Here is a 20375-nt window from a genome sequence, read left to right as displayed (position 1 = left end):
CGGCGGTCGACGCAGCGGCTTCCGTCCGGCGGCGTTTCCCGCGGAACGTCGCTCGTTCCACGTGAAACATCGCGAAGACGGAGGTCAGCGCCCTCTCAGCCCGGTGCTCCGAGCTCCCGCGTGTGCAAAGGTGCCTCCACGCTAGCGTCATCCATGGCGCGGTGAACAGTGGGCCCCGGCCGTTCTTGCGATGATCTGGCGGTGACCACGACGCAGCAGTTCCCCCCTCAGCCCCCCGAGCCGCGGCGCGGATCCGGCACCCGGCACGGGCGAGAACACGGGCAGGAACACGAGCGTGGACAGGGGCATGAGCACGGCCACGAGGACGGGCAGGGCGAGGGAACCCTGCGCACGGACGGCCGCAGGGCCGACCGCCCCGGCGGTCCGGGAGGCGACCACGCACACGGCCACGCCCACAGTCACAGCCATGGTCCTGCCGCCCCGGTCTCGCACCACCTCCGCAAGGTCATCGCCGCGATCCTGATCCCCTTCGCAGCAGCGGTGGCGGTCGGGCTCGCCGTGCTCTGGCCGGGCGGGAGCCCCGCCCACGAGCGCACCGGCGTGGGCTTCGACCGGCAGACGCAGCAGGCCACGGTCACCTCGGTGGTGGCGGTGAGCTGCAAGGCGGTGAACGCCTCCGGTGACACGCCGGCCGGTGACACCTCCACCGCCGGGGGCGCTTCGGCCCCGGCGCAGTCGTCCGGCACCTGCAAGAAGGCCACGATCCGCGTCGACACCGGCAAGGACAAGGGACGCACCTTCACCGAGATCGTGCAGCCGGACCAGTCACGGCAGTTGCATCAGGGGGAGAAGGTCGTCGCCGCCTACGAGCCCGCCGCCCCGAGGGACCTGCAGTACTCGGTCACGGACGTGAGCCGGGGTTTCCCCATGGCGCTGCTGGCCGGAATCTTCGCACTCGCCGTCGTGGTCGTCGGGCGGATGCGGGGCGTCATGGCACTGGTCGCGCTGGCCATCAGCTTCCTGGTGCTGGACCTCTTCATCCTGCCCGCGATCCTGCAGGGGTCGAACCCGCTGGTGGTGGCGGTGGTGGGGGCGAGCGCGATCATGCTGATCGCGCTCTACCTGTGCCACGGTCTGTCGGCCCGAACCTCCGTGGCCGTGCTCGGCACACTGATCTCCCTGGTGCTGATCGGCATCCTGGGTTCGCTGTTCATCGGCTGGGCCGCGCTCACCGGCAACACGGACGACAACACCGGCCTGATCCATGGCCTGTATCCGTCGATCGACATGAGCGGCCTGCTGCTCGCCGGTGTGATCATCGGCTCGCTCGGTGTCCTGGACGATGTGACGGTGACGCAGACGTCGGCGGTGTGGGAGCTGCACGAGGCCAACCCTGCGATGGGCTGGCGGGGGCTGTACCGCGCCGGCATCCGCATCGGACGCGACCACATCGCGTCCGTGGTCAACACGCTGGTGCTGGCCTACGCGGGTGCGGCCCTGCCGCTGCTGCTGCTCTTCTCCATCGCGCGGAGCAGCGTGGGGACCGTGGCGACCAGCGAACTCGTCGCCGAGGAGATCGTCCGCACGCTCGTGGGATCGATCGGCCTGGTCGCGTCCGTACCGGTCACCACCGCCCTGGCGGCTCTGGTCGTCTCGGCCGACCGCCCGGGTGCGGCGACCGACAGGGCCGCGGCCGGTCTGCCCGCACCGGCACGCGGCGGCAGGGGCCGACGGCGCAAGCGGTGAACTGTCCCCGAGAGCGCTGAGTTCTTCCCGAAGCGTGCGGTGAAGCGTTACTCCACCGCACGCCGCCGGTTGAAGAAACGCTTCAGCCTGCGCTCTGTTCTTCCGCCAGGATGCGGTCCAGCGCCTCGTCGAGGTGCGTGTCGAAGTCCGCCAGAGCGCCCTCCTGCCCCAACGGCACGAGTTTGTCCGTACGGTCGAGGAACGCCACGAGGGGCGCCGTGGAGGAGCGGAACAGCGCGCGGTCGCCGCCGACCTGAAGACGGATCAGCACCTCGGCGAGGGAGTCGGAGTCGGCGGGCGACACGCGCACATCACCCTCCCCGCACGGCCGGCCCACGCCGTCGACCAGAAGTTCACGTCCGAAGGCCCAGGTGACCGGGGCGTCTCCGGGCAGATGGAAGGTCAGCCGTACGGCATAGGGATCACAGGCCTCGTACCGCAGTTCCACCGGAATGCGGAAGGAGAGCTCCTCGGACACGAGAAAGCTCATCATGACCTCTGCCTGTACGGACTCGCGCATCACTACCCCGTCATCTGCCGTCGACTGGCCGGGAATGATCCCCATAAACACTGGTGGCATCTTGCTGAACGTATATGGCAGATCACAAGGAGTGAGTTTTCAGATACTGATAGCGAGCGCGAGGGAGCCGACACGCCGTCCCACCTCGCTCTGCAGCTGCCGAGCCGCAGGCAGCAGCCGGTCGGCCTGGTGCGCGGGGAGCGAGAGGGCCATCGTCGCGGCCACGGCGCCCACGGTGATCGGGATGGCCGCGCAGACCGTCCCCAGCGCGTACTCCTGCCGCTCCGTGACGGGCTGCATCCGTCCTGTGCGCTCCAGGCGCCGCAGCAGGGTGTGGTCGTCACGGACCGTGTACGGGGTGAGGGACTGGACCGGATAGCGGGACAGGTGGTCACGGCGCGCGCTCTCGTCCAGCTGTGACAGCAGGCACTGGCCGATGGCGTGGGCGTGGCCGGTCTCCCGGAAGTCGGCCCACTCCTGGACCGCCGGAGTGCCCGGGGTGTCGGAGACGCACACGACCTCGATCTCACCGTCCTGGTACATCGCGTAGTAGACCGGAACACCGATCAGATCACGCCATTGTGCGAGCGAGTCGACGACCGTGCTGCGACGTTTCTGCGCCGCTCCGCGGCTGCTCAGGCGTTCGGCCGCCTCACCGAGGAAGAACAGTCCTCTGTCCCGGTACAGATAGCCCTCGTGCACCAGCGTCCGCAGCAGGTGGTAGGCGGTGGGGAGGGCGAGGCCGGTCTCGCGTGCGAGTTGCTTGGCGGGGGCGCCGTGCTCGTGCCCCGCGACGGTCTCCAGCAGACGCATCGCGCGCTGCACGGATCCGATGAGGGTCTGGGCCGCCGGTGCGGGCGGCTGCTCCGGGACACCGACGCGCGGGCGCTGGAGCGCGGGTGCGGAGCGCGGCTGCGCGGGGAGCCCTGTGGAACCGGACGGCGCCCGGGGAGCCGGGGGCGCGTGCGGTTCGGCGGATGCGGTGTCAACCGTGGCCAAGGGTCACTCCCGTAGCGCGAGGGGGCAGCCCGTGCGGGGAGACACGGGTGGGGAACGCTGCCCGCGGGGGCCGGCCCCCGCGTCGATTCCCGGACCCTATCGGCCTGTCACCGCTCCAGGACGGCCTGTCCGGAAAACTTCCCTCCCGCGAGGGAACCCGTGCGGCCCGTCAGGGTTCACCGGTGTCCCGGGAGACTCACCAGTCGCCGCGCGACGAAGAACTCGACATGAACTTCCGCACGATGTAGATCAGACCGCCGATCAGCGCGACGAAGATCAGCAGCTTGAACAGCAGACCGATCACGAAGCCGACGACCGTCGCTATCAGGCTGCCGAAGACGACCAGGGCGATGACCGGTACCGCGATCCACTTCACCCACCACGGCAGACCCGTGAAGACCTCTCGCATTGCCCTCGTCCTTACCTCTTCGCCGGCCCTGCGCCGGATTACCGAACGGCCCGCGAACCGCGGCGCCGGACCTGTCGTACGTCCTGCTTCGATGCTAGGGCCGGCGGGGGCCTGAGCGGGGCTTTCGCATCCCTTGTCCGTCCCTGACCCTTCCCCTAGGGAACCCTGAGACGGCGCCTCACGCTTCCGGCGGAGAGAACACCACGAGGACCCGCAGGTCCTCGCTGATGTGGTGGAACTTGTGGGCGACTCCGGCCGGCACGTAGACGACGCTGCCGCGCGCCACTTCGGTCGTCTCCAGCCCGACCGTGATGGAGGCGCGCCCGCTCACGACGAAGTAGACCTCGTCCTGGCGGTGCGGGTTCTGCGGGTCGTTCTCGCCCGCGTCCAGTGCGTACAGCCCCACCGACATGTTCCGTTCCCGCAGGAACTGCAGGTACGCACCGTCGTTGGCGGCCCGCTCCGCCTCCAGTTCGTCCAGCCGGAATGCCTTCATCGCCTCGCCCGTGTTCGTCGTGGATCTCGTCTGCCACGATCAGACACATGAAGAATTTCGTAGTCAAGACGATCGCCAACGCGGGCGCCCTGGCGGTCGCCGTCTGGCTGCTCGACAAGATCACCCTGACCGGGGACAACAAGGCGAAGGAGGCCGGCACCCTCATCGGTGTCGCGCTGGTGTTCGGTCTGGTGAACTTCCTCGTCAAGCCGGTGGTGAAAGTACTGACCTTCCCCCTGTTCATCCTGACGCTGGGCCTGATCACCCTGGTCGTCAACGCCCTGATGCTGCTGCTGACCTCCTGGGTGGCCGGCAAGGTCCACCTGAGCTTCCACGTGGAGGGCTTCTGGACAGCCGTCGTCGGCGGACTGATCATCTCGGTCGTCTCCTGGGCCCTGCACATGGTCCTGCCGGACGAGGACTGAGAGCTGCGAACAAAAGGGGAGTCCGATCAGCTCGCGGCGTCCGGCGCGTGCGATCGCAAGGCGCCGGAAGGCAACGCCGTGAGCGTGCGTGCCAGGCGTCGCGAGCCGGGCGCCCCTTTTGTTCGCAGCTCTGAGGGCCTCGCCCGCCCGAGGGGTGCCCCACCGGTCCGGCTGCTGTGTCCTGAGAAGGTGGGGGAGACGGTGAGCCACGGCCTGCTCGCCACAGCACGAGAGCATGTGAAGGGACGGGCGGTATGAACGATTCCGCTGCGAGCGGCGCAGAGGGCACGCGGAGGGGCACCCGCGCGCCTGTCGGTGCCGGGGACGGCACGCGCGCCGTACGGGCCGGGCTCCCCGAGCCGGTCAAACACGAACCCACGCTCCCCGGCCCCGTGTTCGCCGCCCACTTCCACCTGCCCGGCGACCCGACGGGCCCGTACACCTACGGACGCGACGAGAACCCGACCTGGTCCCTGCTGGAGAGCGCCATCGGCGAGCTGGAGGCGCCCGGCGAGGACGACGTCGAGACCCTCGTGTTCGCCTCCGGCATGGCGGCCATCTCCTCGGTGCTCTTCTCCCTGCTCCGCTCGGGAGACACGGTGGTCCTGCCCGACGACGGCTACCAGGCGCTGCCCCTGGTCCGCGCCCAGCTGGAGGCGTACGGCATCGAGGTGCGGACCGCGCCGACCGGCGGGGACGCCCAGCTCGGCGTGCTGGACGGCGCACGGCTGCTGTGGATCGAGTCCCCGTCGAACCCGGGGCTCGACGTGTGCGACATCCGGCGGCTGGCCGAGGCGGCACACGCGCGGGGCGCCCTGGTCGCCGTCGACAACACCCTCGCCACGCCCCTGGGTCAGCGGCCGCTGGACCTGGGTGCCGACTTCTCCGTGGCCAGCGGCACCAAGCAGCTCACCGGGCACGGTGACGTCCTGCTGGGCTACGTGGCCGGCCGCGACGCGCAGGCCATGGCGGCCGTACGGCGGTGGCGCAAGATCGTCGGAGCCGTTCCCGGGCCCATGGAGGCCTGGCTGGCCCACCGTTCGATCGCCACGCTGCAGTTGCGTGTCGCCCGGCAGAACACCTCCGCGCTGGCCGTCGCCGAGGCGCTGCGCGGACGCCCCGAGGTGACCGGGCTGCGCTACCCCGGGCTGCCCGACGACCCCTCGTACGCGATCGCCTCGCGTCAGATGCGGCGCTACGGGTGTGTGGTGTCCTTCGTCCTGCCCACACGCGAGCGTGCCGAGCGCTTCCTCGACGCGCTGCGGCTCGTGGACGACGCGACGAGTTTCGGCGGTGTGCGATCCACGGCCGAGCGGCGTGGACGCTGGGGCGGCGACGCGGTCCCGGAAGGCTTCATCCGGCTGTCCGTCGGCGCCGAGGACCCGGCGGACCTGGTGGCGGACGTGCTGCGCGCCCTGGACGCGTCGGCGCACTGACCGATGCGTGACGGACGGTCCGGGCTTCCCCTGGTGGCTCGGACCGTCCCAGGTTCGTGCGCGCAGGACTCCGTGAACAAGGCCCGTTGGCTCTGCGTCAGCGTCCCGTCACCCTGGCAGCAGAGGCTTGTCGGCGTATTCACGGCTGGCCGCGGCCGGGGGCTACGCGGAGGGCGGCGAGAGGGCAGGCGCGCCGTAGACCTGACGGTGCTGCGCACCTTCGCGACCGTCCACCACGCCGGCTCGTTCACCAGCGGGCCGCCCGCGGCGGCGACGGACGGGACTGCGCGTCTCCTTCGGAACGGTCGAGGACACCCTGGAGGGCTGTCGGCGGGCCACCACGACCTGGTGATCAGTACGGCACGTACCGGCACACCGGCGCTGCCGCACATTGCGCGGGCCCACGAGCGACGAGCGGCTATGGGCGCGGCGGCCGACTGCGGCTGAGCCGGCCCGGCGCGGGAGCCGCGTCGGGCACGCGGCACGTGCTCGGCGGCTGCTGCCGCGTACCGGCGGACCCGCGCACGAGGAGGTTCCCGCGATGTTTCACGTGGAACCAGCCGGGCCACATTTCTCCCATGACCGTCCGACCCGTGGTCAAGCGCACCGCCCGCGCCGTCCTGCTCGACGGCGACGACCTGATCCTGATCAAGCGCACCAGACCAGGAGTCGATCCCTACTGGGTCACTCCAGGCGGCGGGGTCGAAGCGGGCGACACGACCGTCGTCGACGCCCTGCACCGAGAGGTTCATGAGGAGCTGGGCGCGAAGATCACCGATGTCGTCCCCTGCTTCGTGGACACCGTGGAGCACATCGGCGAGGACGGCGGTGCGACCGGCGTGAAGGTGCAGCACTTCTTCGTGTGCCGCCTGGAGTCGATGGACCCCGCCCTGCGCCACGGACCGGAGGTCGACGAGCCCGCCGGGGAGTACGAGATCGTGCGCGTGCCCTTCACCCGCGTCGGGATCGCCTCCGTCCACCTCGTACCGCTGTCTCTTAGGCACTACCTGGACGGGAACATCGAGGGGGTGCGGGCCCTGCACGCCCCGGATATCGGCTGACCCTCCACGGCTCGTGGAGCTGTCGTCCACGTTTCACGTGAAACAGCCGATACCGGGTGCGGGGCCGGTCCACGGCCGAGGCCATGTCCTGGCAGCCTCTGGTCGGCCGACCGCCGGGACATGGCCAAAAGCACGTACGTCTCTCTCGAAACGGGTGGACGCCGACACCATCCGTCGTACAGCCTGACCTGCGTGTCGACTCCTTCCCCTGCCGCTCTGCCCATCCGCTCCCTGACGCGCCATGACCTCACCGCCTGCGCAGACCTGTCCGAGAACCGGGGCTGGCAGCGTGAGGAACACAAGTGGGGCCTGCTCCTCTCCGCCGGGAAGGGGTTCGGCATCGACGACCCCGACGGAGGACTGGTCGCCGCCTGCGTCGTCACCGAGTACGGGCCGCCCGCGCGACCGGACCTCCATGCCGTCGGCATGGTCCTGGTCGCCCGGCGCCACGCGCGCCAAGGCGTCGGCCGCCGGTTGATGCGTCACGTCGTCTCGATGGCGGGCACCACGCCGCTGACCCTGTACGCGACCCCCAACGGACGTCCGCTGTACGAGGAGCTGGGCTTCAAGGTCACCGGCATGTCGGAGATGGTCCTCGGCCGCTTCGTACCGGAGGAGCATCCGGGCGGCCCGGTCACGCGTCCGGCCTCGGCCGACGACCTGACCGGCATCCTCCGGCTGGACGAGGAGGTCTTCGGAGTGGACCGGACCCCTCTGATCACCCGGCTGCCCGCGTTCGCCGACCACCTCCGGGTGGCGGAGGACAACGGCCGGATCATCGGTTACGCGGCTGCCTGGCCCAACATGAACACGCATGTGGTCGGCCCGCTGATCGCACGGGACACGGAGACCGCGAAGGCCCTGATCGCCTCCCTCGCCGCCCGCACCGAGCGCCCGCTGCGGACCGACATCGACGTACGCCACGAAGAACTGCTGCACTGGGTGAAGCAGCGTGGACTGGAGTCCGTGATGTCCAACGCCGTCATGACGCACGGGATCGCGGAGCTGCCCGGGGACTGGGCCCGGCGATTCGCTCCGCTGACCGTGGCGGCGGGCTGAGTCAGCCGAGCTTTTCCACCGCGGTGACGGCGAAGGCGTGATCCTGTTCCGGTGCGCCGCCGCCGACCCCGACCGCTCCGATCAGCCGGCCGTCGCGACGCACGGGCACGCCGCCCGCGATGAACAGCAGCGGCCGGTCGAGCGCGGTGGGCAGGGTGTGGAAGAGGCCGCCCGGCTGCACGGCGTCGACCAGGTCGGCCGTCGGGGCATCCAACTGGAGCGCCGTGTAGGCCTTGCGGGTGCTGGTCTCCCCGGCGATGAGGACGGCCCGGTCGTCCCGGCGGAAGGCGAGCAGATGCCCGCCCGCGTCCAGCACGGTGACGCTGACGGCGACCCCGGCCGCCTCGGCGGCACGGTGGGCCGCCGAGACGAGGACGTCGGCGTCCTGGACGGTCAGCGGGACTACGGCGTGCGTGGTGTTCATCAGAGTTTTCTCCTGTGGTGTGTGCGGTGGGCGAGGGACGGGGACGGCCCCCGCTGTTTCACCGGCGGGTGATGTTCCGGCCGAGTGGTTCCCGGCCGTGGCAGGTGGGGAAGTGCGGGGACCGGACGACGCGACGCCGGCGGCTCCACGGCGCCCGGCGGTGCCGGGGGCAGTCCCGGCAGACTCCGGTCAGTGGGCCACGGGCGTGGGCCGCTCCGCCGGGACGTCCCCGGTGACGACCGTCTGCGAGTCGCCGCCCCGGCGTTCGAGGGCGGCGGAGACGACGGCGAGCACCAGGGCACCCACGGCGAGTACGGCACCGACCCCGTTGGGCGCGGTGTAACCGAAGCCTGCGTCGATGACCAGGCCACCGATCCACGCCGACAACGCGTTGCCGAGGTTGAAGGCACCGATGTTCACGGCCGAGGCCAGGGTCGGGGCCCCGTGTGCCTGGTCCAGGACGCGCTTCTGCAGCGGCGGCACGGTCGCGAAGCCGAACGCACCGATCAGGACGATGGTCACGGCGGACGCGATCTTGTCGTGCGCGGTGAGGGTGAAGAGCGCGAGCACCAGGGCGAGGGCGCTCAGGGAGACGTACAGCAGGGGCATCAGGGCCCGGTCGGCGAACCTGCCGCCGACGAGGTTGCCTGCGACCATGCCGAGACCGAACAGGACCAGCAGCCAGGTGACGGAGCCGTCGGCGAAGCCGGTGACGCGGGTCATCATCGGCGCGATGTAGGTGATCGCCGCGAACACCCCGCCGAAGCCGAGCACGGTCATCGCCATGGCGAGCAGGACCTGGGTGTTCTTGAAGGCGGCGAGTTCGTGACGCAGACGGACGCCTTCCGCCCGGGGCATCTCGGGGACGAGCCGGGCGATGCCGGCCAGGCCGACGACCCCGAGGGCGGCGACCGCGGCGAAGGTGACGCGCCAGCCGGCCGACTGCCCGATCAGCGTGCCGAGCGGTACGCCGACGACGTTGGCGAAGGTGAGCCCGGTGAACATCATCGCGATGGCACCGGCCCGCTTGCCGGGGGCCACCAGGTCCGCCGCGACCACCGAGCCGATCCCGAAGAAGGCACCGTGGGCGAGCGAGGCGACCACGCGGCCGATCAGCATGACCGGGAAGGTGGGGGCCAGTGCCGAGAGCAGGTTCCCGGCGATGAACAGGCCCATCAGCAGCATCAGCATCCGCTTGCGGGAGATCTTGGTGCCAAGGACGGTCATCAGGGGAGCGCCGAGCATGACGCCCACCGCGTAACCGGTCACGAGCAGGCCCGCGGTCGGGATGGAGACCCCGAAGTCACCGGCGACCTGGGGCAGCAAGCCCATGATCACGAACTCGGTCGTGCCGATGCCGAAGGCCCCGATCGCGAGGGCCAGGAGCGCGAGAGGCATGGGGGTACCTTCCGAAACGATTGCAGGAGCGCTTTACGTTCCACGACAATAGTTGCAGACGCGGGCTAAATGCAACCGCCGACAATCGCGGCGCTGCCCTATCCTGGAGACACCCGCCCCGGGATGGAGGAAACGCCATGACAGCGACGGACCCCGCGCTCACCGCCCTCGCCCAGGGCTGGTGCGCCCTCTCCCTGCTGCACAGCAGGATCGAGGCCCACATCGAGCGCGCTCTCCAGGCAGGCCACGGCCTGAGCGTGCGCGAGTACTCACTGCTCGACGTGCTCAGCCGGCAGCACGACGGCGACGGCGGTCATCTGCAGATGAAGCAGGTCGCCGACGCGGTCGTCCTCAGCCAGAGCGCCACCACCCGGCTCGTCACCCGCCTCGAGGACCGCGGCCTCCTCGAGCGGTACCTGTGCCCCACCGACCGCCGGGGCATCTACACCAACGTCACCGAATCCGGCCTCCGCCTCCTGGAGGAGGCCAGGCCGACGAACGACACGGCCCTGCGGGAGGCACTCGACGAGGCCGCCGAGAATCCGGAGCTGGCGCCCCTGGTCCGCGTCGTGGAGTCGTTGCACGCCCCCGCGGCGGCATAGCGCCCCGTTCCGGCGGCCCCACCACGCGGGGCCGCCCCACTGAGCGGCCCCCGGAGCCGCCGCCCGGACCGCGCCGACCCGGAAGTCAGGCACCGCCCCCTGCCTCGCGCCCGCCCCGCGCCGGCAGCACCCGCACGAAAGGCCCCTAAGCTCCGGGCATGGGAGATCTTGAAATACGTGCGGCCGTAGCCGAGGACGTCCCCGCGGTCGTCGCGCTGCTCGCGGACGACCCGCTGGGCGCACAGCGCGAGTCACCCGACGACCTCGCGCCCTATCTGGCCGCGCTGGAGCGGCTCCGCGCCGACCCGAACCAGCACCTGGTCGTCGCACTGCGGCACGGACGCGTCGTCGGCACGCTCCAGCTCTCGGTCATTCCGGGGCTGTCCCGGCGCGGTGCCACCCGCTCGATCATCGAAGGCGTCCGCGTCCACGCCGACGAACGGAGCAACGGCCTGGGCACCCGGCTCATCCAGTGGGCGATCGACACCTCACGACGCGAGGGCTGCCGGCTGGTGCAGCTGACGTCGGACCGGACACGCACCGACGCCCACCGCTTCTACGAACGGCTGGGCTTCGAGGCCTCGCACGTGGGTTACAAGCTGTCCCTGTGAAGGGCCGCGCCCCGGCCGGCCCCCTCTGACCGCGAGCGGGGGTGGGCGTTTCACGTGAAACGCCCACCCCCGCCGGTTCCTCTCAGTAGCCCGGTCTCTTGGCCCCGGGCAGAGCTAGCTGCCCTTCGGGGACGGGCCGATGCCCCGCCATCCCTCCGGGTCGACACCCCCAGGCACCGCGGCCCCGGCGTCGTACGGCTGCCGTGTGAACACGAACGATCCGAGGTCCAGGTGGTCCACGGAGCCGTCCGGCCGCCGTACCGCCCGCAGCAACTCCCCCGCGTAGTAGCCCTCCAGGCCTGTCCAGGTGCCGTCGCCGTTCGCCCGGAACCGCGACCTGCGGCCGTTGCCCGCCAGCGGCTCGAGCGAGAGAAGACCGTCGGCGGTCAGCCGCAGACCGAAGCCGTGGGTCCCCCAGTACCACTGGCCCGCCAGTTCAAGCACCTGCGGATCGATGTCCCGCAGTGGCCGCCAGGCGTCCGGGACACGCGGCTCGGCATCGGCGACGATGCGGACGAGATCGGCGCCCACGGACGCCACCGCGGGACCGGAGGTGCAATTGGTCAGCACCACGGCGGCCACATCGTCCTCCACGGAGATGGTCAGCGAGGCGAGGAAGCCCGGAAGCGATCCCGTATGCCCCACCAGGAGCCGCTCGCCCGAGCGCCGCAGCTCCATTCCCAGCCCGTACGCGTACCCCGCCGCCACGTCCGCGCTCCCGGGCGGAGCCGCCGGGGTGCGCATCTCCCTGACCGATCCGGCACTCAGCACCCGCTCGTCACCCCGGGCGAGGAACGCGGCGAACCGGCCCAGGTCCGCCGTCGTCGACCAGAGTTGGCCGGCCGGCGCCATCCGGCCGAGGTCCTCGACGGGCTCGGGAAGCATCACGTCGGCCCAGGGGTGCACCGCCCAGCCGCCCGCGTGCGGCGCGCGCGGGCGGGCGCTCGTGCTGCTCAGTCCCAGCGGTTCGAGCACCTCCCGGCGCAGCACGTCCTCCCAGGGAGCACCGCGCATCTTCTCGACGAGCGCGCCCAGCACCGTGTAGCCCGGGTTCGAGTAGTGGAACCGCCTGCCCACCGGGTGCCGCAGCGGCTCCTCGCCCAGCACATCGGCGAGTTCGGGGCGCAGCGACCCCGGGGTCCGCTCCCACCAGGGTGCGGGCGACTCCGCGGCCAGCCCGCCCGTGTGGGCCAGCAGGTCGGCGATCGTCGCCTCGGAAGCGGCCGTCCCCGGCAGGTGCTTCTCCAGGGGGTCGCCGAGGTCGAGCAGGCCTTCGTCCCGCAGCCGCAGGACGAGGACGGCGGTGAACGTCTTGGTGATGGAGCCGATGCGGTACTGCGTGTTCTCGTCCGGTGCGTGCCCGTCCACGCACGTCCGCGCACCGTGCCAGACCGCCTCGCCGCCCCGCACGACGGAGGCGACCAGGGACGGTGTCCGTCCTTCGGCCTGGGCGACGGCGATCCGATGGGTCAGGGACCGGCGGGTGCTGGGCAGAAGTTCATCCCGAGGTGTCGTCATGTCCCCAGTCCATCCGGTACGGACGCGCACGTCGAGCGGATTCGGCCGGGCCCCCTCCGGCCCGTCTCGTCCGGTGTGGGGGACAGCAGGGGGAAGAGGCGCGTGATGAGGGCCACCGGCCGAGCGCTGCCCGGGCGGGGCATGGGCCGCTGCTCGTGGTCCTGGCAGGGCGCGAGCGCCCAGCGGACGACGTCCGCCACCCGGCTCGTCTCCTCGGGCGTCAGACAGGCGACGGCGCTGAATGCTTCGGGGCGGCGCCATGCGGGCGGGGCGTCGTCCTGCTGGGTCAGCCGGCGCTGCCGGCTCTCGTCCTCCAGCCCCCGTGCCGGTACACCGGACTCGTCCTGCGCGGATCCGCCGTCGGCCGGTCCCCACGCCACCAGGCGCCCACAGCCCATGACGTGCCCGACAGGGCCGACCTGGCCGCCCATCAGGTCGGCGTGGATCTGCGGCTGTTCGTGTACGACTGCCCGAGCCGGCCCCGGGCGGGGGCCACGCACCCCGGCCCTGGTGGGGCGCCCGGCAGCATCCGATCAGGTCTGGGCCATGTCCACGAAGCGCGAGTAGTGCCCCTGGAAGGCGACCGTGATCGTCGCGGTCGGGCCGTTACGGTGCTTGGCGACGATCAGGTCGGCCTCGCCCGCCCGCGGGGACTCCTTCTCGTAGGCGTCCTCACGGTGCAGCAGGATGACCATGTCGGCATCCTGCTCGATGGAGCCGGACTCACGCAGGTCGGAGACCATCGGCTTCTTGTCGGTGCGCTGCTCGGGGCCACGGTTGAGCTGGGACAGCGCGATGACCGGGATCTCCAGCTCCTTGGCGAGCAGCTTGAGGTTACGGGACATGTCCGAGACCTCCTGCTGGCGGCTCTCGGCCCGCTTGGAACCGCCGGACTGCATCAGCTGGAGGTAGTCGATGACGACCAGTTTGAGGTCGTTGCGCTGCTTCAGGCGCCGGCACTTGGCCCGGATCTCCATCATCGACAGGTTCGGGGAGTCGTCGATGTAGAGCGGGGCGGCGGACACGTCCGGCATCCTGCGGGCCAGCCGGGTCCAGTCCTCGTCGGTCATCGTGCCCGAACGCATGTGGTGCAGGGCGACGCGGGCCTCCGCCGACAGCAGGCGCATCGCGATCTCGTTGCGGCCCATCTCGAGGGAGAAGATGACACTCGGCAGGTTGTGCTTGATCGAGGCGGCCCGTGCGAAGTCGAGCGCCAGCGTCGACTTGCCCATCGCGGGACGGGCGGCGATGACGATCATCTGGCCGGGGTGGAGCCCGTTGGTCAGCGAGTCGAAGTCGGTGAACCCGGTGGGCACGCCGGTCATCTCGCCGCTGCGCGAACCGATCGCCTCGATCTCGTCGAGCGCGCCCTCCATGATGTCGCCGAGCGGCAGGTAGTCCTCGCTGGTGCGCTGCTCGGTGACCGCGTAGATCTCGGCCTGGGCACGGTTGACGATCTCGTCGACGTCGTCGTCGGCCGCGTAACCCATCTGGGTGATCCGGGTGCCGGCCTCGACCAGGCGGCGCAGCACCGCACGCTCGTGGACGATCTCCGCGTAGTAGGCGGCGTTCGCCGCGGTGGGCACCGTCTGCACGAGCGTGTGCAGATACGACGCGCCGCCCACCTTGTTGATCTCGCCGCGTTTGGTCAGCTCCGCGGCGATGGTGATGGGGTCGGCGGGCTCGCCCTTGGCGTAGACGTCGAGGACGGCCTGGTAGATCGTCTCGTGGGCGGGCTTGTAGAAGTCGTGGCCCTTGAGGATCTCGACGACGTCCGCGATGGCGTCCTTGGACAGGAGCATTCCGCCGAGCACGGACTGCTCCGCGTCGAGGTCCTGCGGAGGGACCCGCTCGAAGGCCGGGCCCCCGCCCTCCCAGGCGCCGCTGTCCCGGCCCCGGTCGTGCTGTTCGCCGCGGCCGCCTCCGCCGTCGGGCCGCCGACGGGAGGCAGGCAGACGATCCCCTGGTCCGCTGTCGGCCCACGGGTCGTCCAAGGGCTCGGAAATGCTCACCGAGCGGCCTCCTCCCGTCCGCCGAGCGGACCTCGCCGTGCCCCTCATTTCTACGGCACGGCACTGACAAATCGAGAGGCCCGACTCCCCTTCCGGCGCGTCGTTTTGGGACGGTTTGAAAGCCGGAGAACGGAGCGGGCGCCGGACCACGGTAGGCCCCCGGGCACCGTCAGCCAATCTGGTTATCCACAGGCCATGTGGACGACCGGCCCTATGCTGTGGAGAACTCCGCGAAACCTGTGCATGACCCGGTGGACAGCGCTGTGAACAAGCCCTCGCCGGTTTCCGCCCACCCCGTCTGACCTGCCACTTTGCCGTCCACTGGCTGTGCAGAAGAAAAACTTTCCCCATCGGGCCAAGATCGGTTAGGGCGCGGCGCACAAGTGCACAGCTCGCAGGGCTATGTAAGGGCCTCAATGGCATTGCATCTCTTACCTGTGGACGGTTACATTGGTGCCCATGACTCAGGCCCCCGCACGCCCCTCGGCCGACCGGCGCAGACACGACCGGGAGATCGTCGCGCTGGCCGTCCCGGCCTTCGGCGCGCTCGTCGCCGAGCCCCTCTTCGTGATGGCCGACAGCGCGATCGTCGGCCACCTCGGCACCGCACAGCTCGCCGGGCTCGGCGTGGCCTCGGCCCTGCTGACGACCGCCGTGAGCATCTTCGTCTTCCTCGCCTACGCCACCACGGCCGCCGTCGCACGCCGCGTCGGCGCGGGCGACCTGAAGGCCGCCATCCGGCAGGGAATGGACGGGGTGTGGCTGGCCCTGCTGCTCGGGGCCGCCGTCATCGTGGCCGTCCTGCCCACGGCGCCCGGTGTGGTGGACCTCTTCGGCGCCTCCCCCACGGCCGCCCCGTTCGCGACGACCTACCTGCGCATCTCCGCGCTGGGCATCCCGGCGATGCTCGTCGTCCTCGCCGCCACCGGTGTGCTGCGCGGACTGCAGGACACGCGAACCCCCCTGTACGTCGCCGTCGCGGGCTTCGTCGGGAACGCGGCCCTCAACGCCGCCCTCGTCTACGGCGCCGGACTCGGCATCGCCGGCTCGGCGTGGGGCACCGTCATCGCCCAGTGGGGCATGGCCGCGGTCTATCTCACCGTGGTCGTCCGCGGTGCCCGCAGGCACGGCGCCTCCCTGCGTCCGGACGCCGCCGGAATCAAGGCGTGCGCGCAGGCCGGTGTCCCGCTGCTGGTCCGCACGCTCTCCCTGCGGGCCATCCTGATGATCGCCACCGCGGTCGCGGCCCGGCTGGGCGACGCGGACATCGCCGCCCATCAGATCATCCTGTCCCTGTGGAGCCTGCTCGCCTTCGCTCTCGACGCCATCGCGATCGCGGGGCAGGCCATCATCGGCCGCTTCCTCGGCGCCGACGACGCCGAAGGCGCCCGAGGAGCATGCCGCCGCATGGTGCAGTGGGGTGTCGCGGCCGGGATCGTCCTCGGGCTTCTGGTCGTCGTGACGCGTCCGGTCTTCCTGCCCCTGTTCACCGGTGACTCCACCGTGAAGGACACCGCCCTTCCCGCGCTGCTGCTGGTGGCCCTCTCCCAGCCGGTCTGCGGCGTCGTCTATGTCCTCGACGGTGTCCTGATGGGCGCGGGGGACGGCCCGTACCTGGCCGGGGCGATGCTCGTCACCCTGGCGGTGTTCACGCCCGCCGCGCTTCTGGTGCCTGTGTTCGGCGGAGGGCTCACCGCCCTGTGGGGCGCGATGGCCCTGATGGTGGCGGTTCGCATGCTGACTCTGTGGATACGGACCCGGTCGGGCCGCTGGCTGGTGACGGGCGCGACCCGCTGAAGCAGGGTGCCCGTGCTGTGGTGTTTCACGTGAAACGAACCCCGCGAGCAGGATCCGGGTTCTCCGCGTTCGCTCGTCTTCACGACCACGCAGAGGGGGCCGTACCCCGCCGGGTACGGCCCCCTCTGTCGACTGCGGTCAGCCGAGCACGGCGATCAGGCCGCGACGACCTCGATGTTGACCTTGGCGGCAACCTCGGGGTGCAGACGCACGGACGTCTCGTGGGCGCCCAGGGTCTTGATCGGCGCACCCAGCTCGATGCGGCGCTTGTCGACCTCGGGACCACCGGCGGCCTTGATCGCCGAAGCGACGTCGGCCGGCGTGACGGAACCGAAGAGACGACCGGCGTCGCCGGAGCGGACGGCCAGACGGACCTTCACACCCTCGAGCTGGGCCTTGATCTGGTTGGCCTGCTCGATGGTCTGGATCTCGTGGATCTTGCGAGCACGACGGATCTGCTCGACGTCCTTCTCGCCACCCTTGGTCCAGCGGATCGCGAACTTCCGCGGGATCAGGTAGTTGCGAGCGTAACCGTCCTTGACGTCGACGACGTCGCCCGCGGCACCGAGGCCGGAGACCTCGTGGGTGAGGATGATCTTCATGAGTAGGTCACCCTTCCCTTATCGCGCGGTGGACGTGTAGGGCAGCAGCGCCATCTCACGGCTGTTCTTGACGGCCGTGGCGACGTCACGCTGGTGCTGCGTGCAGTTGCCGGTCACGCGGCGGGCACGGATCTTGCCGCGGTCGGAAATGAACTTCCGCAGCATGTTCGTGTCCTTGTAGTCCACGTACGTGACCTTGTCCTTGCAGAAAGCGCAGACCTTCTTCTTAGGCTTGCGCACAGGCGGCTTCGCCATGATGTTTCTCCTGTGTGATCAAGAAGTGTGGGTACGGCCCACCCCTCGGCCCGACCCGGTCCGCGGACCGGCACGAAGGCCTAGAAGGGGGGCTCGTCCGAGTAGCCGCCGCCGCTGCCGCTGCCGCCGGAGCCACCGCCCCAGCCGCCGCCCTGGTTGCCACCGGCAGGAGCGCCGGTCGCCCACGGGTCGTCGGCGGGAGCGCCGCCACCGCCCTGCTGCTGGCCGCCGCCGGGGCCGCCGCCCCAGCCACCGCCACCACCCTGGGCGCCACCGCCGCCGTATCCGCCCTGGCCACCGCGGCCGCTGGTCTTGGTGACCTTGGCCGTGGCGTTGCGCAGGCTGGCGCCGACTTCCTCGACGTCCAGCTCGTAGACCGTGCGCTTGACGCCCTCACGATCCTCGTAGGACCGCTGCTTCAGCCGGCCCTGCACGATGACGCGCATGCCTCGCTGGAGCGACTCGGCGACGTTCTCCGCCGCCTGGCGCCAGACCGAGCAGGTCAGGAACAGGCTCTCGCCGTCCTTCCACTCGTTCGTCTGGCGGTCGAAGGTGCGGGGGGTGGACGCGACGCGGAACTTCGCGACCGCCGCACCGGAGGGGGTGAAGCGCAGCTCGGGGTCGTCGACAAGATTGCCGACGACCGTGATGACGGTCTCGCCTGCCATGGGGGTACCTCTCGGCGGGTTTGCTGCTGGCTGCTGGTGCTGCTACTCGGATCCCGAGGCCGGCTGAGCGGGAGGGCTCAGTGGGTCTCGGGGCGGAGGACCTTGGTCCGGAGGACCGACTCGTTCAGGTTCATCTGGCGGTCGAGCTCCTTGACGACCGCAGGCTCGGCCTGCAGGTCGATGACCGAGTAGATGCCCTCGGGCTTCTTCTTGATCTCGTACGCGAGACGACGACGGCCCCAGGTGTCGACCTTCTCGACCTTTCCGCCGCCGTCACGGACGACAGAGAGGAAGTTCTCGATCAGCGGGGAGACAGCGCGCTCCTCGACGTCGGGGTCGAGGATGACCATCACCTCGTAGTGACGCATGTGGAACCCACCTCCTTTGGACTCAGCGGCCACGGTCGTTCCGTGGCAGGAGGGTTGTGATGCGTACGCAATCGTGTCTGCCAGTAAAACAGCCGGCACTGACAACGGGGTCGTCCGGCGGAATCCCCTGGCCGTCCCCAGATTGTCCTGTGCTCGGGCCGGGCAGACACAAGTGCAGACGGAACAGACTACCCGCACCCCCGCTTCCGGTTGAAATCGGGGCGCAGAACCCGGCAATCTGGACACCTCGGGTGTACATGGCGCTACGATGCGCTGCCTTTCGCAGGAGGTGCCCCATGGCACAGACGATGCGACCCAACACCGCCGCCAACAACGGCCTCTTCGCCACGGACGGCAAGGCCCACCCCCTCCAGGACACCCTGCTCGCGGTGACCCTGGTGCTGGGCCTGCTCGCCTTCATCACCGGACTCCTCTTCCACGGTCTGCACCTGCTCAGCTCCTGGGCCGGTCTGGCGGGCATCCTCACCGGGGCGTACGGCCAGTGGATCTCGGTGACGACGCGCGAGCGCTTCGGCCTCATCCTCGGTCTGGGTGCCTCCGCCATCGGGTTCTTCCTGGGCATGGCCCATGGCGGGCTCTTCGGCGGCCTCTTCAGCTGACGCCGGGCACCGGCAGCTGCGGTCACGGACGGCGTCCGCCGGACCCGGCGGGCGCCGTCCGGCCACCGGATGCCGTACTCGCACCGGGCGACAGGCCGGTGCGAAGGTGGTGTGCGGCCAGTCTGCGCGCTCCCCTGGCGCAGTAGGCTTCGGCGCGAGAGCCGGAGCCCCTGAACCCATGGGGACAAGCCAGCCCGAGGAGCGCCCCGAATGAGCCTGACCCTGAGGACCATCAGTCGAGAGCAGCATCTGGCCTACATCCAGAGCCTGCCGGCGGCGAGTCACATGCAGGTCCCGGCCTGGGCAGACGTCAAGGCGGAATGGCGCTCGGAGAACCTCGGCTGGTTCGACGACCGCACCGGCCACATGGTCGGTGCCGGGCTCGTCCTGTACCGCCAGCTGCCCAAGATCAAGCGCTACCTCGCCTATCTGCCCGAGGGCCCGGTCATCAACTGGTTCGCGCCCAATCTCGACGACTGGATCCAGCCGATGCTGGCCCACCTGAAGCGGCAGGGCGCCTTCTCGGTGAAGATGGGTCCGCCGGTGGTCATCCGGCGCTGGAACTCGGAGACCATCAAGAAGGGCATCCAGGACGCGGACGTCAAGCGGCTGCGCGATCTGGAGGCCGACTTCATCGAGCCCCGCGCCTTCGAGGTCTCCGACAAGCTGCGCCGCATGGGCTGGCAGCAGGGTGAGGACGGCGGTGCCGGCTTCGGGGACGTCCAGCCCCGCTACGTGTTCCAGGTGCCGCTGGCCAACCGGTCGCTGGAAGAGGTCCACAAGAACTTCAACCAGCTGTGGCGCCGCAACATCAAGAAGGCCGAGAAGGCCGGTGTCGAGGTCGTCCAGGGCGGCTACCACGACCTCGAGGAGTGGCAGCGGCTGTACGAGATCACCGCCGTGCGCGACCACTTCCGGCCCCGGCCGCTGTCGTACTTCCAGCGCATGTGGTCGGCCCTCAACACCGAGGACCCCAACCGCATGCGGCTGTACTTCGCGCGGCACAACGGTGTGAACCTGGCCGCGGCGACGATGCTGATCGTCGGCGGGCACGTCTGGTACTCCTACGGGGCCTCCGACAACATCGGGCGCGAGGTCCGGCCCTCGAACGCGATGCAGTGGCGGATGCTGCGCGACGCCTACGCCCTCGGCGCCACGGTCTACGACCTGCGCGGCATCTCGGACTCGCTGGACGAGACGGACCACCTCTTCGGACTGATCCAGTTCAAGGTGGGCACCGGCGGCCAGGCCGCCGAGTACCTCGGCGAGTGGGACTTCCCGCTGAACAAGCTGCTCCACAAGGCGCTCGACATCTACATGTCGCGGCGCTGACCAGCGTTCCTCACTTCGACGACGTCGACAGTCTTCATCCCTCTGACACACCGCAG

Annotated in this window: 23 protein-coding genes and 1 pseudogene; 11 read left to right on the top strand and 13 right to left on the bottom strand. The window is 70.3% G+C overall.

Annotated elements, in window-relative coordinates; translation table 11 throughout:
• Positions 1–201: 201 nt before the first annotated feature.
• Positions 202–1707 carry a YibE/F family protein gene (locus AC6I72_RS16110; protein WP_498001527.1) on the top strand — a complete coding sequence of 502 codons (1506 nt, stop codon included), beginning with the start codon at positions 202–204 and terminating at the stop codon, positions 1705–1707.
• A gap of 82 nt (positions 1708–1789) precedes the next feature.
• Here the strand turns inward: AC6I72_RS16110 and AC6I72_RS16105 are convergent, their stop codons facing one another.
• The 4 genes from AC6I72_RS16105 to AC6I72_RS16090 all read right to left on the bottom strand — a co-directional run bounded on the left by AC6I72_RS16105 (position 1790) and on the right by AC6I72_RS16090 (position 4131).
• Positions 1790–2227 carry an SsgA family sporulation/cell division regulator gene (locus tag AC6I72_RS16105; RefSeq protein ID WP_498001526.1) on the bottom strand — a complete coding sequence of 146 codons (438 nt, stop codon included), beginning with the start codon at positions 2225–2227 and terminating at the stop codon, positions 1790–1792.
• A gap of 99 nt (positions 2228–2326) precedes the next feature.
• Positions 2327–3226, bottom strand: a complete 900-nt coding sequence (locus AC6I72_RS16100) for an IclR family transcriptional regulator (RefSeq protein ID WP_498001524.1) — start codon at positions 3224–3226, stop codon at positions 2327–2329.
• A gap of 196 nt (positions 3227–3422) precedes the next feature.
• A complete protein-coding gene (locus AC6I72_RS16095) occupies positions 3423–3635 on the bottom strand; it encodes a DUF5326 family protein (protein WP_018566258.1) in 213 nt (70 codons plus the stop codon).
• Positions 3636–3813: 178 nt separating this feature from the next.
• On the bottom strand, positions 3814–4131 hold the full coding sequence (locus AC6I72_RS16090) for a cupin domain-containing protein (RefSeq protein ID WP_498001522.1): 318 nt from the start codon (positions 4129–4131) through the stop codon (positions 3814–3816).
• Positions 4132–4178: 47 nt separating this feature from the next.
• On the opposite strand from AC6I72_RS16090, the gene AC6I72_RS16085 reads away from it, so the two are divergent.
• The 4 genes from AC6I72_RS16085 (at position 4179) to AC6I72_RS16070 (ending at position 8112) form a co-directional block, all read left to right on the top strand.
• Complete coding sequence (locus tag AC6I72_RS16085) at positions 4179–4556, top strand: phage holin family protein (protein WP_037856278.1); 378 nt, start codon at positions 4179–4181, stop codon at positions 4554–4556.
• A 254-nt stretch (positions 4557–4810) separates the two neighbouring features.
• Positions 4811–5992 (top strand): cystathionine gamma-lyase, encoded by a 1182-nt coding sequence (locus AC6I72_RS16080; RefSeq protein WP_498001521.1) that lies wholly within the window; start codon positions 4811–4813, stop codon positions 5990–5992.
• 578 nt (positions 5993–6570) lie between these two features.
• Positions 6571–7053, top strand: coding sequence for an NUDIX domain-containing protein (locus AC6I72_RS16075; protein ID WP_037856273.1), 483 nt, complete (start codon positions 6571–6573; stop codon positions 7051–7053).
• A 192-nt stretch (positions 7054–7245) separates the two neighbouring features.
• Positions 7246–8112, top strand: a complete 867-nt coding sequence (locus AC6I72_RS16070; protein ID WP_498001520.1) for a GNAT family N-acetyltransferase — start codon at positions 7246–7248, stop codon at positions 8110–8112.
• Position 8113: 1 nt separating this feature from the next.
• On the opposite strand, the gene AC6I72_RS16065 is transcribed toward AC6I72_RS16070, so the two are convergent.
• Both AC6I72_RS16065 and AC6I72_RS16060 read right to left on the bottom strand, forming a co-directional pair.
• Entirely contained in the window at positions 8114–8536 is a 423-nt protein-coding gene (locus tag AC6I72_RS16065) for a GlcG/HbpS family heme-binding protein (protein WP_498001519.1), read from the bottom strand.
• A 189-nt stretch (positions 8537–8725) separates the two neighbouring features.
• Positions 8726–9934 (bottom strand): MFS transporter, encoded by a 1209-nt coding sequence (locus tag AC6I72_RS16060; protein ID WP_498001517.1) that lies wholly within the window; start codon positions 9932–9934, stop codon positions 8726–8728.
• Between the two features lie 137 nt (positions 9935–10071).
• Between AC6I72_RS16060 and AC6I72_RS16055 the strand changes: the two genes are divergently transcribed.
• Positions 10072–10536: a MarR family winged helix-turn-helix transcriptional regulator gene (locus AC6I72_RS16055; protein ID WP_498001516.1), complete on the top strand. Its 465-nt coding sequence runs from the start codon at positions 10072–10074 to the stop codon at positions 10534–10536.
• A gap of 158 nt (positions 10537–10694) precedes the next feature.
• Positions 10695–11147 (top strand): GNAT family N-acetyltransferase, encoded by a 453-nt coding sequence (locus tag AC6I72_RS16050; RefSeq protein WP_498001514.1) that lies wholly within the window; start codon positions 10695–10697, stop codon positions 11145–11147.
• 114 nt (positions 11148–11261) lie between these two features.
• On the opposite strand, the gene AC6I72_RS16045 is transcribed toward AC6I72_RS16050, so the two are convergent.
• Together AC6I72_RS16045 and AC6I72_RS16040 are read right to left on the bottom strand one after the other, a co-directional pair.
• On the bottom strand, positions 11262–12665 hold the full coding sequence (locus AC6I72_RS16045) for a serine hydrolase domain-containing protein (RefSeq protein WP_498001513.1): 1404 nt from the start codon (positions 12663–12665) through the stop codon (positions 11262–11264).
• Complete coding sequence (locus AC6I72_RS16040; RefSeq protein ID WP_498001511.1) at positions 12662–13096, bottom strand: hypothetical protein; 435 nt, start codon at positions 13094–13096, stop codon at positions 12662–12664. The genes AC6I72_RS16045 and AC6I72_RS16040 overlap by 4 nt, the downstream gene beginning before the upstream one ends.
• On the opposite strand from AC6I72_RS16040, the pseudogene AC6I72_RS16035 reads away from it, so the two are divergent.
• A pseudogene (locus tag AC6I72_RS16035) lies at positions 13067–13171 on the top strand (peptide deformylase); the annotation flags it as partial. The gene AC6I72_RS16040 and the pseudogene AC6I72_RS16035 sit on opposite strands and share 30 nt — an antisense overlap.
• Positions 13172–13198: 27 nt before the next feature.
• Here AC6I72_RS16035 and dnaB read toward each other — a convergent pair.
• Positions 13199–14677, bottom strand: coding sequence for a replicative DNA helicase (gene dnaB, locus AC6I72_RS16030; RefSeq protein WP_498001510.1), 1479 nt, complete (start codon positions 14675–14677; stop codon positions 13199–13201).
• Positions 14678–15136: 459 nt separating this feature from the next.
• Between dnaB and AC6I72_RS16025 the strand changes: the two genes are divergently transcribed.
• Positions 15137–16474 carry an MATE family efflux transporter gene (locus AC6I72_RS16025; RefSeq protein ID WP_498001508.1) on the top strand — a complete coding sequence of 446 codons (1338 nt, stop codon included), beginning with the start codon at positions 15137–15139 and terminating at the stop codon, positions 16472–16474.
• Between the two features lie 155 nt (positions 16475–16629).
• Here the strand turns inward: AC6I72_RS16025 and rplI are convergent, their stop codons facing one another.
• The 4 genes from rplI to rpsF all read right to left on the bottom strand — a co-directional run bounded on the left by rplI (position 16630) and on the right by rpsF (position 18367).
• On the bottom strand, positions 16630–17076 hold the full coding sequence (gene rplI / locus AC6I72_RS16020) for a 50S ribosomal protein L9 (RefSeq protein WP_366727750.1): 447 nt from the start codon (positions 17074–17076) through the stop codon (positions 16630–16632).
• Between the two features lie 18 nt (positions 17077–17094).
• Positions 17095–17331, bottom strand: a complete 237-nt coding sequence (gene rpsR / locus AC6I72_RS16015; protein WP_003949403.1) for a 30S ribosomal protein S18 — start codon at positions 17329–17331, stop codon at positions 17095–17097.
• A gap of 80 nt (positions 17332–17411) precedes the next feature.
• On the bottom strand, positions 17412–17999 hold the full coding sequence (locus AC6I72_RS16010) for a single-stranded DNA-binding protein (protein ID WP_498001507.1): 588 nt from the start codon (positions 17997–17999) through the stop codon (positions 17412–17414).
• Between the two features lie 77 nt (positions 18000–18076).
• Entirely contained in the window at positions 18077–18367 is a 291-nt protein-coding gene (rpsF, locus tag AC6I72_RS16005) for a 30S ribosomal protein S6 (protein WP_003991486.1), read from the bottom strand.
• 296 nt (positions 18368–18663) lie between these two features.
• Here rpsF and AC6I72_RS16000 point away from each other — a divergent pair, with 296 nt between their 5' ends.
• Positions 18664–18987 (top strand): hypothetical protein, encoded by a 324-nt coding sequence (locus AC6I72_RS16000; RefSeq protein WP_498001506.1) that lies wholly within the window; start codon positions 18664–18666, stop codon positions 18985–18987.
• A 210-nt stretch (positions 18988–19197) separates the two neighbouring features.
• Positions 19198–20319, top strand: a complete 1122-nt coding sequence (femX, locus tag AC6I72_RS15995; protein WP_037856243.1) for a peptidoglycan bridge formation glycyltransferase FemX — start codon at positions 19198–19200, stop codon at positions 20317–20319.
• Positions 20320–20375: the final 56 nt, after the last annotated feature.

The sequence above is a fragment of the Streptomyces sp. Xyl84 genome (assembly GCF_059731885.1).
The sequence above is the reverse complement of the archived record's forward strand: the minus strand, read 5'-3'. Positions and strand labels throughout refer to the sequence as shown.

Excerpts from the sequence above, each read along its gene's own strand:
- AC6I72_RS16105 (WP_498001526.1), bottom strand. The coding sequence starts at position 2,227 with ATGCGCGAGTCCGTACAGGCAGAGGTCATGATGAGCTTTCTCGTGTCC.
- AC6I72_RS16095 (WP_018566258.1), bottom strand. The coding sequence starts at position 3,635 with ATGCGAGAGGTCTTCACGGGTCTGCCGTGGTGGGTGAAGTGGATCGCG.
- AC6I72_RS16090 (WP_498001522.1), bottom strand. The coding sequence starts at position 4,131 with ATGAAGGCATTCCGGCTGGACGAACTGGAGGCGGAGCGGGCCGCCAAC.
- AC6I72_RS16085 (WP_037856278.1), top strand. The coding sequence starts at position 4,179 with ATGAAGAATTTCGTAGTCAAGACGATCGCCAACGCGGGCGCCCTGGCG.
- AC6I72_RS16080 (WP_498001521.1), top strand. The coding sequence starts at position 4,811 with ATGAACGATTCCGCTGCGAGCGGCGCAGAGGGCACGCGGAGGGGCACC.
- AC6I72_RS16075 (WP_037856273.1), top strand. The coding sequence starts at position 6,571 with ATGACCGTCCGACCCGTGGTCAAGCGCACCGCCCGCGCCGTCCTGCTC.
- AC6I72_RS16065 (WP_498001519.1), bottom strand. The coding sequence starts at position 8,536 with ATGAACACCACGCACGCCGTAGTCCCGCTGACCGTCCAGGACGCCGAC.
- AC6I72_RS16060 (WP_498001517.1), bottom strand. The coding sequence starts at position 9,934 with ATGCCTCTCGCGCTCCTGGCCCTCGCGATCGGGGCCTTCGGCATCGGC.
- AC6I72_RS16055 (WP_498001516.1), top strand. The coding sequence starts at position 10,072 with ATGACAGCGACGGACCCCGCGCTCACCGCCCTCGCCCAGGGCTGGTGC.
- AC6I72_RS16050 (WP_498001514.1), top strand. The coding sequence starts at position 10,695 with ATGGGAGATCTTGAAATACGTGCGGCCGTAGCCGAGGACGTCCCCGCG.
- AC6I72_RS16045 (WP_498001513.1), bottom strand. The coding sequence starts at position 12,665 with ATGACGACACCTCGGGATGAACTTCTGCCCAGCACCCGCCGGTCCCTG.
- AC6I72_RS16040 (WP_498001511.1), bottom strand. The coding sequence starts at position 13,096 with ATGGGCGGCCAGGTCGGCCCTGTCGGGCACGTCATGGGCTGTGGGCGC.
- AC6I72_RS16025 (WP_498001508.1), top strand. The coding sequence starts at position 15,137 with ATGACTCAGGCCCCCGCACGCCCCTCGGCCGACCGGCGCAGACACGAC.
- rplI (WP_366727750.1), bottom strand. The coding sequence starts at position 17,076 with ATGAAGATCATCCTCACCCACGAGGTCTCCGGCCTCGGTGCCGCGGGC.
- rpsR (WP_003949403.1), bottom strand. The coding sequence starts at position 17,331 with ATGGCGAAGCCGCCTGTGCGCAAGCCTAAGAAGAAGGTCTGCGCTTTC.
- AC6I72_RS16010 (WP_498001507.1), bottom strand. The coding sequence starts at position 17,999 with ATGGCAGGCGAGACCGTCATCACGGTCGTCGGCAATCTTGTCGACGAC.
- rpsF (WP_003991486.1), bottom strand. The coding sequence starts at position 18,367 with ATGCGTCACTACGAGGTGATGGTCATCCTCGACCCCGACGTCGAGGAG.
- AC6I72_RS16000 (WP_498001506.1), top strand. The coding sequence starts at position 18,664 with ATGGCACAGACGATGCGACCCAACACCGCCGCCAACAACGGCCTCTTC.
- femX (WP_037856243.1), top strand. The coding sequence starts at position 19,198 with ATGAGCCTGACCCTGAGGACCATCAGTCGAGAGCAGCATCTGGCCTAC.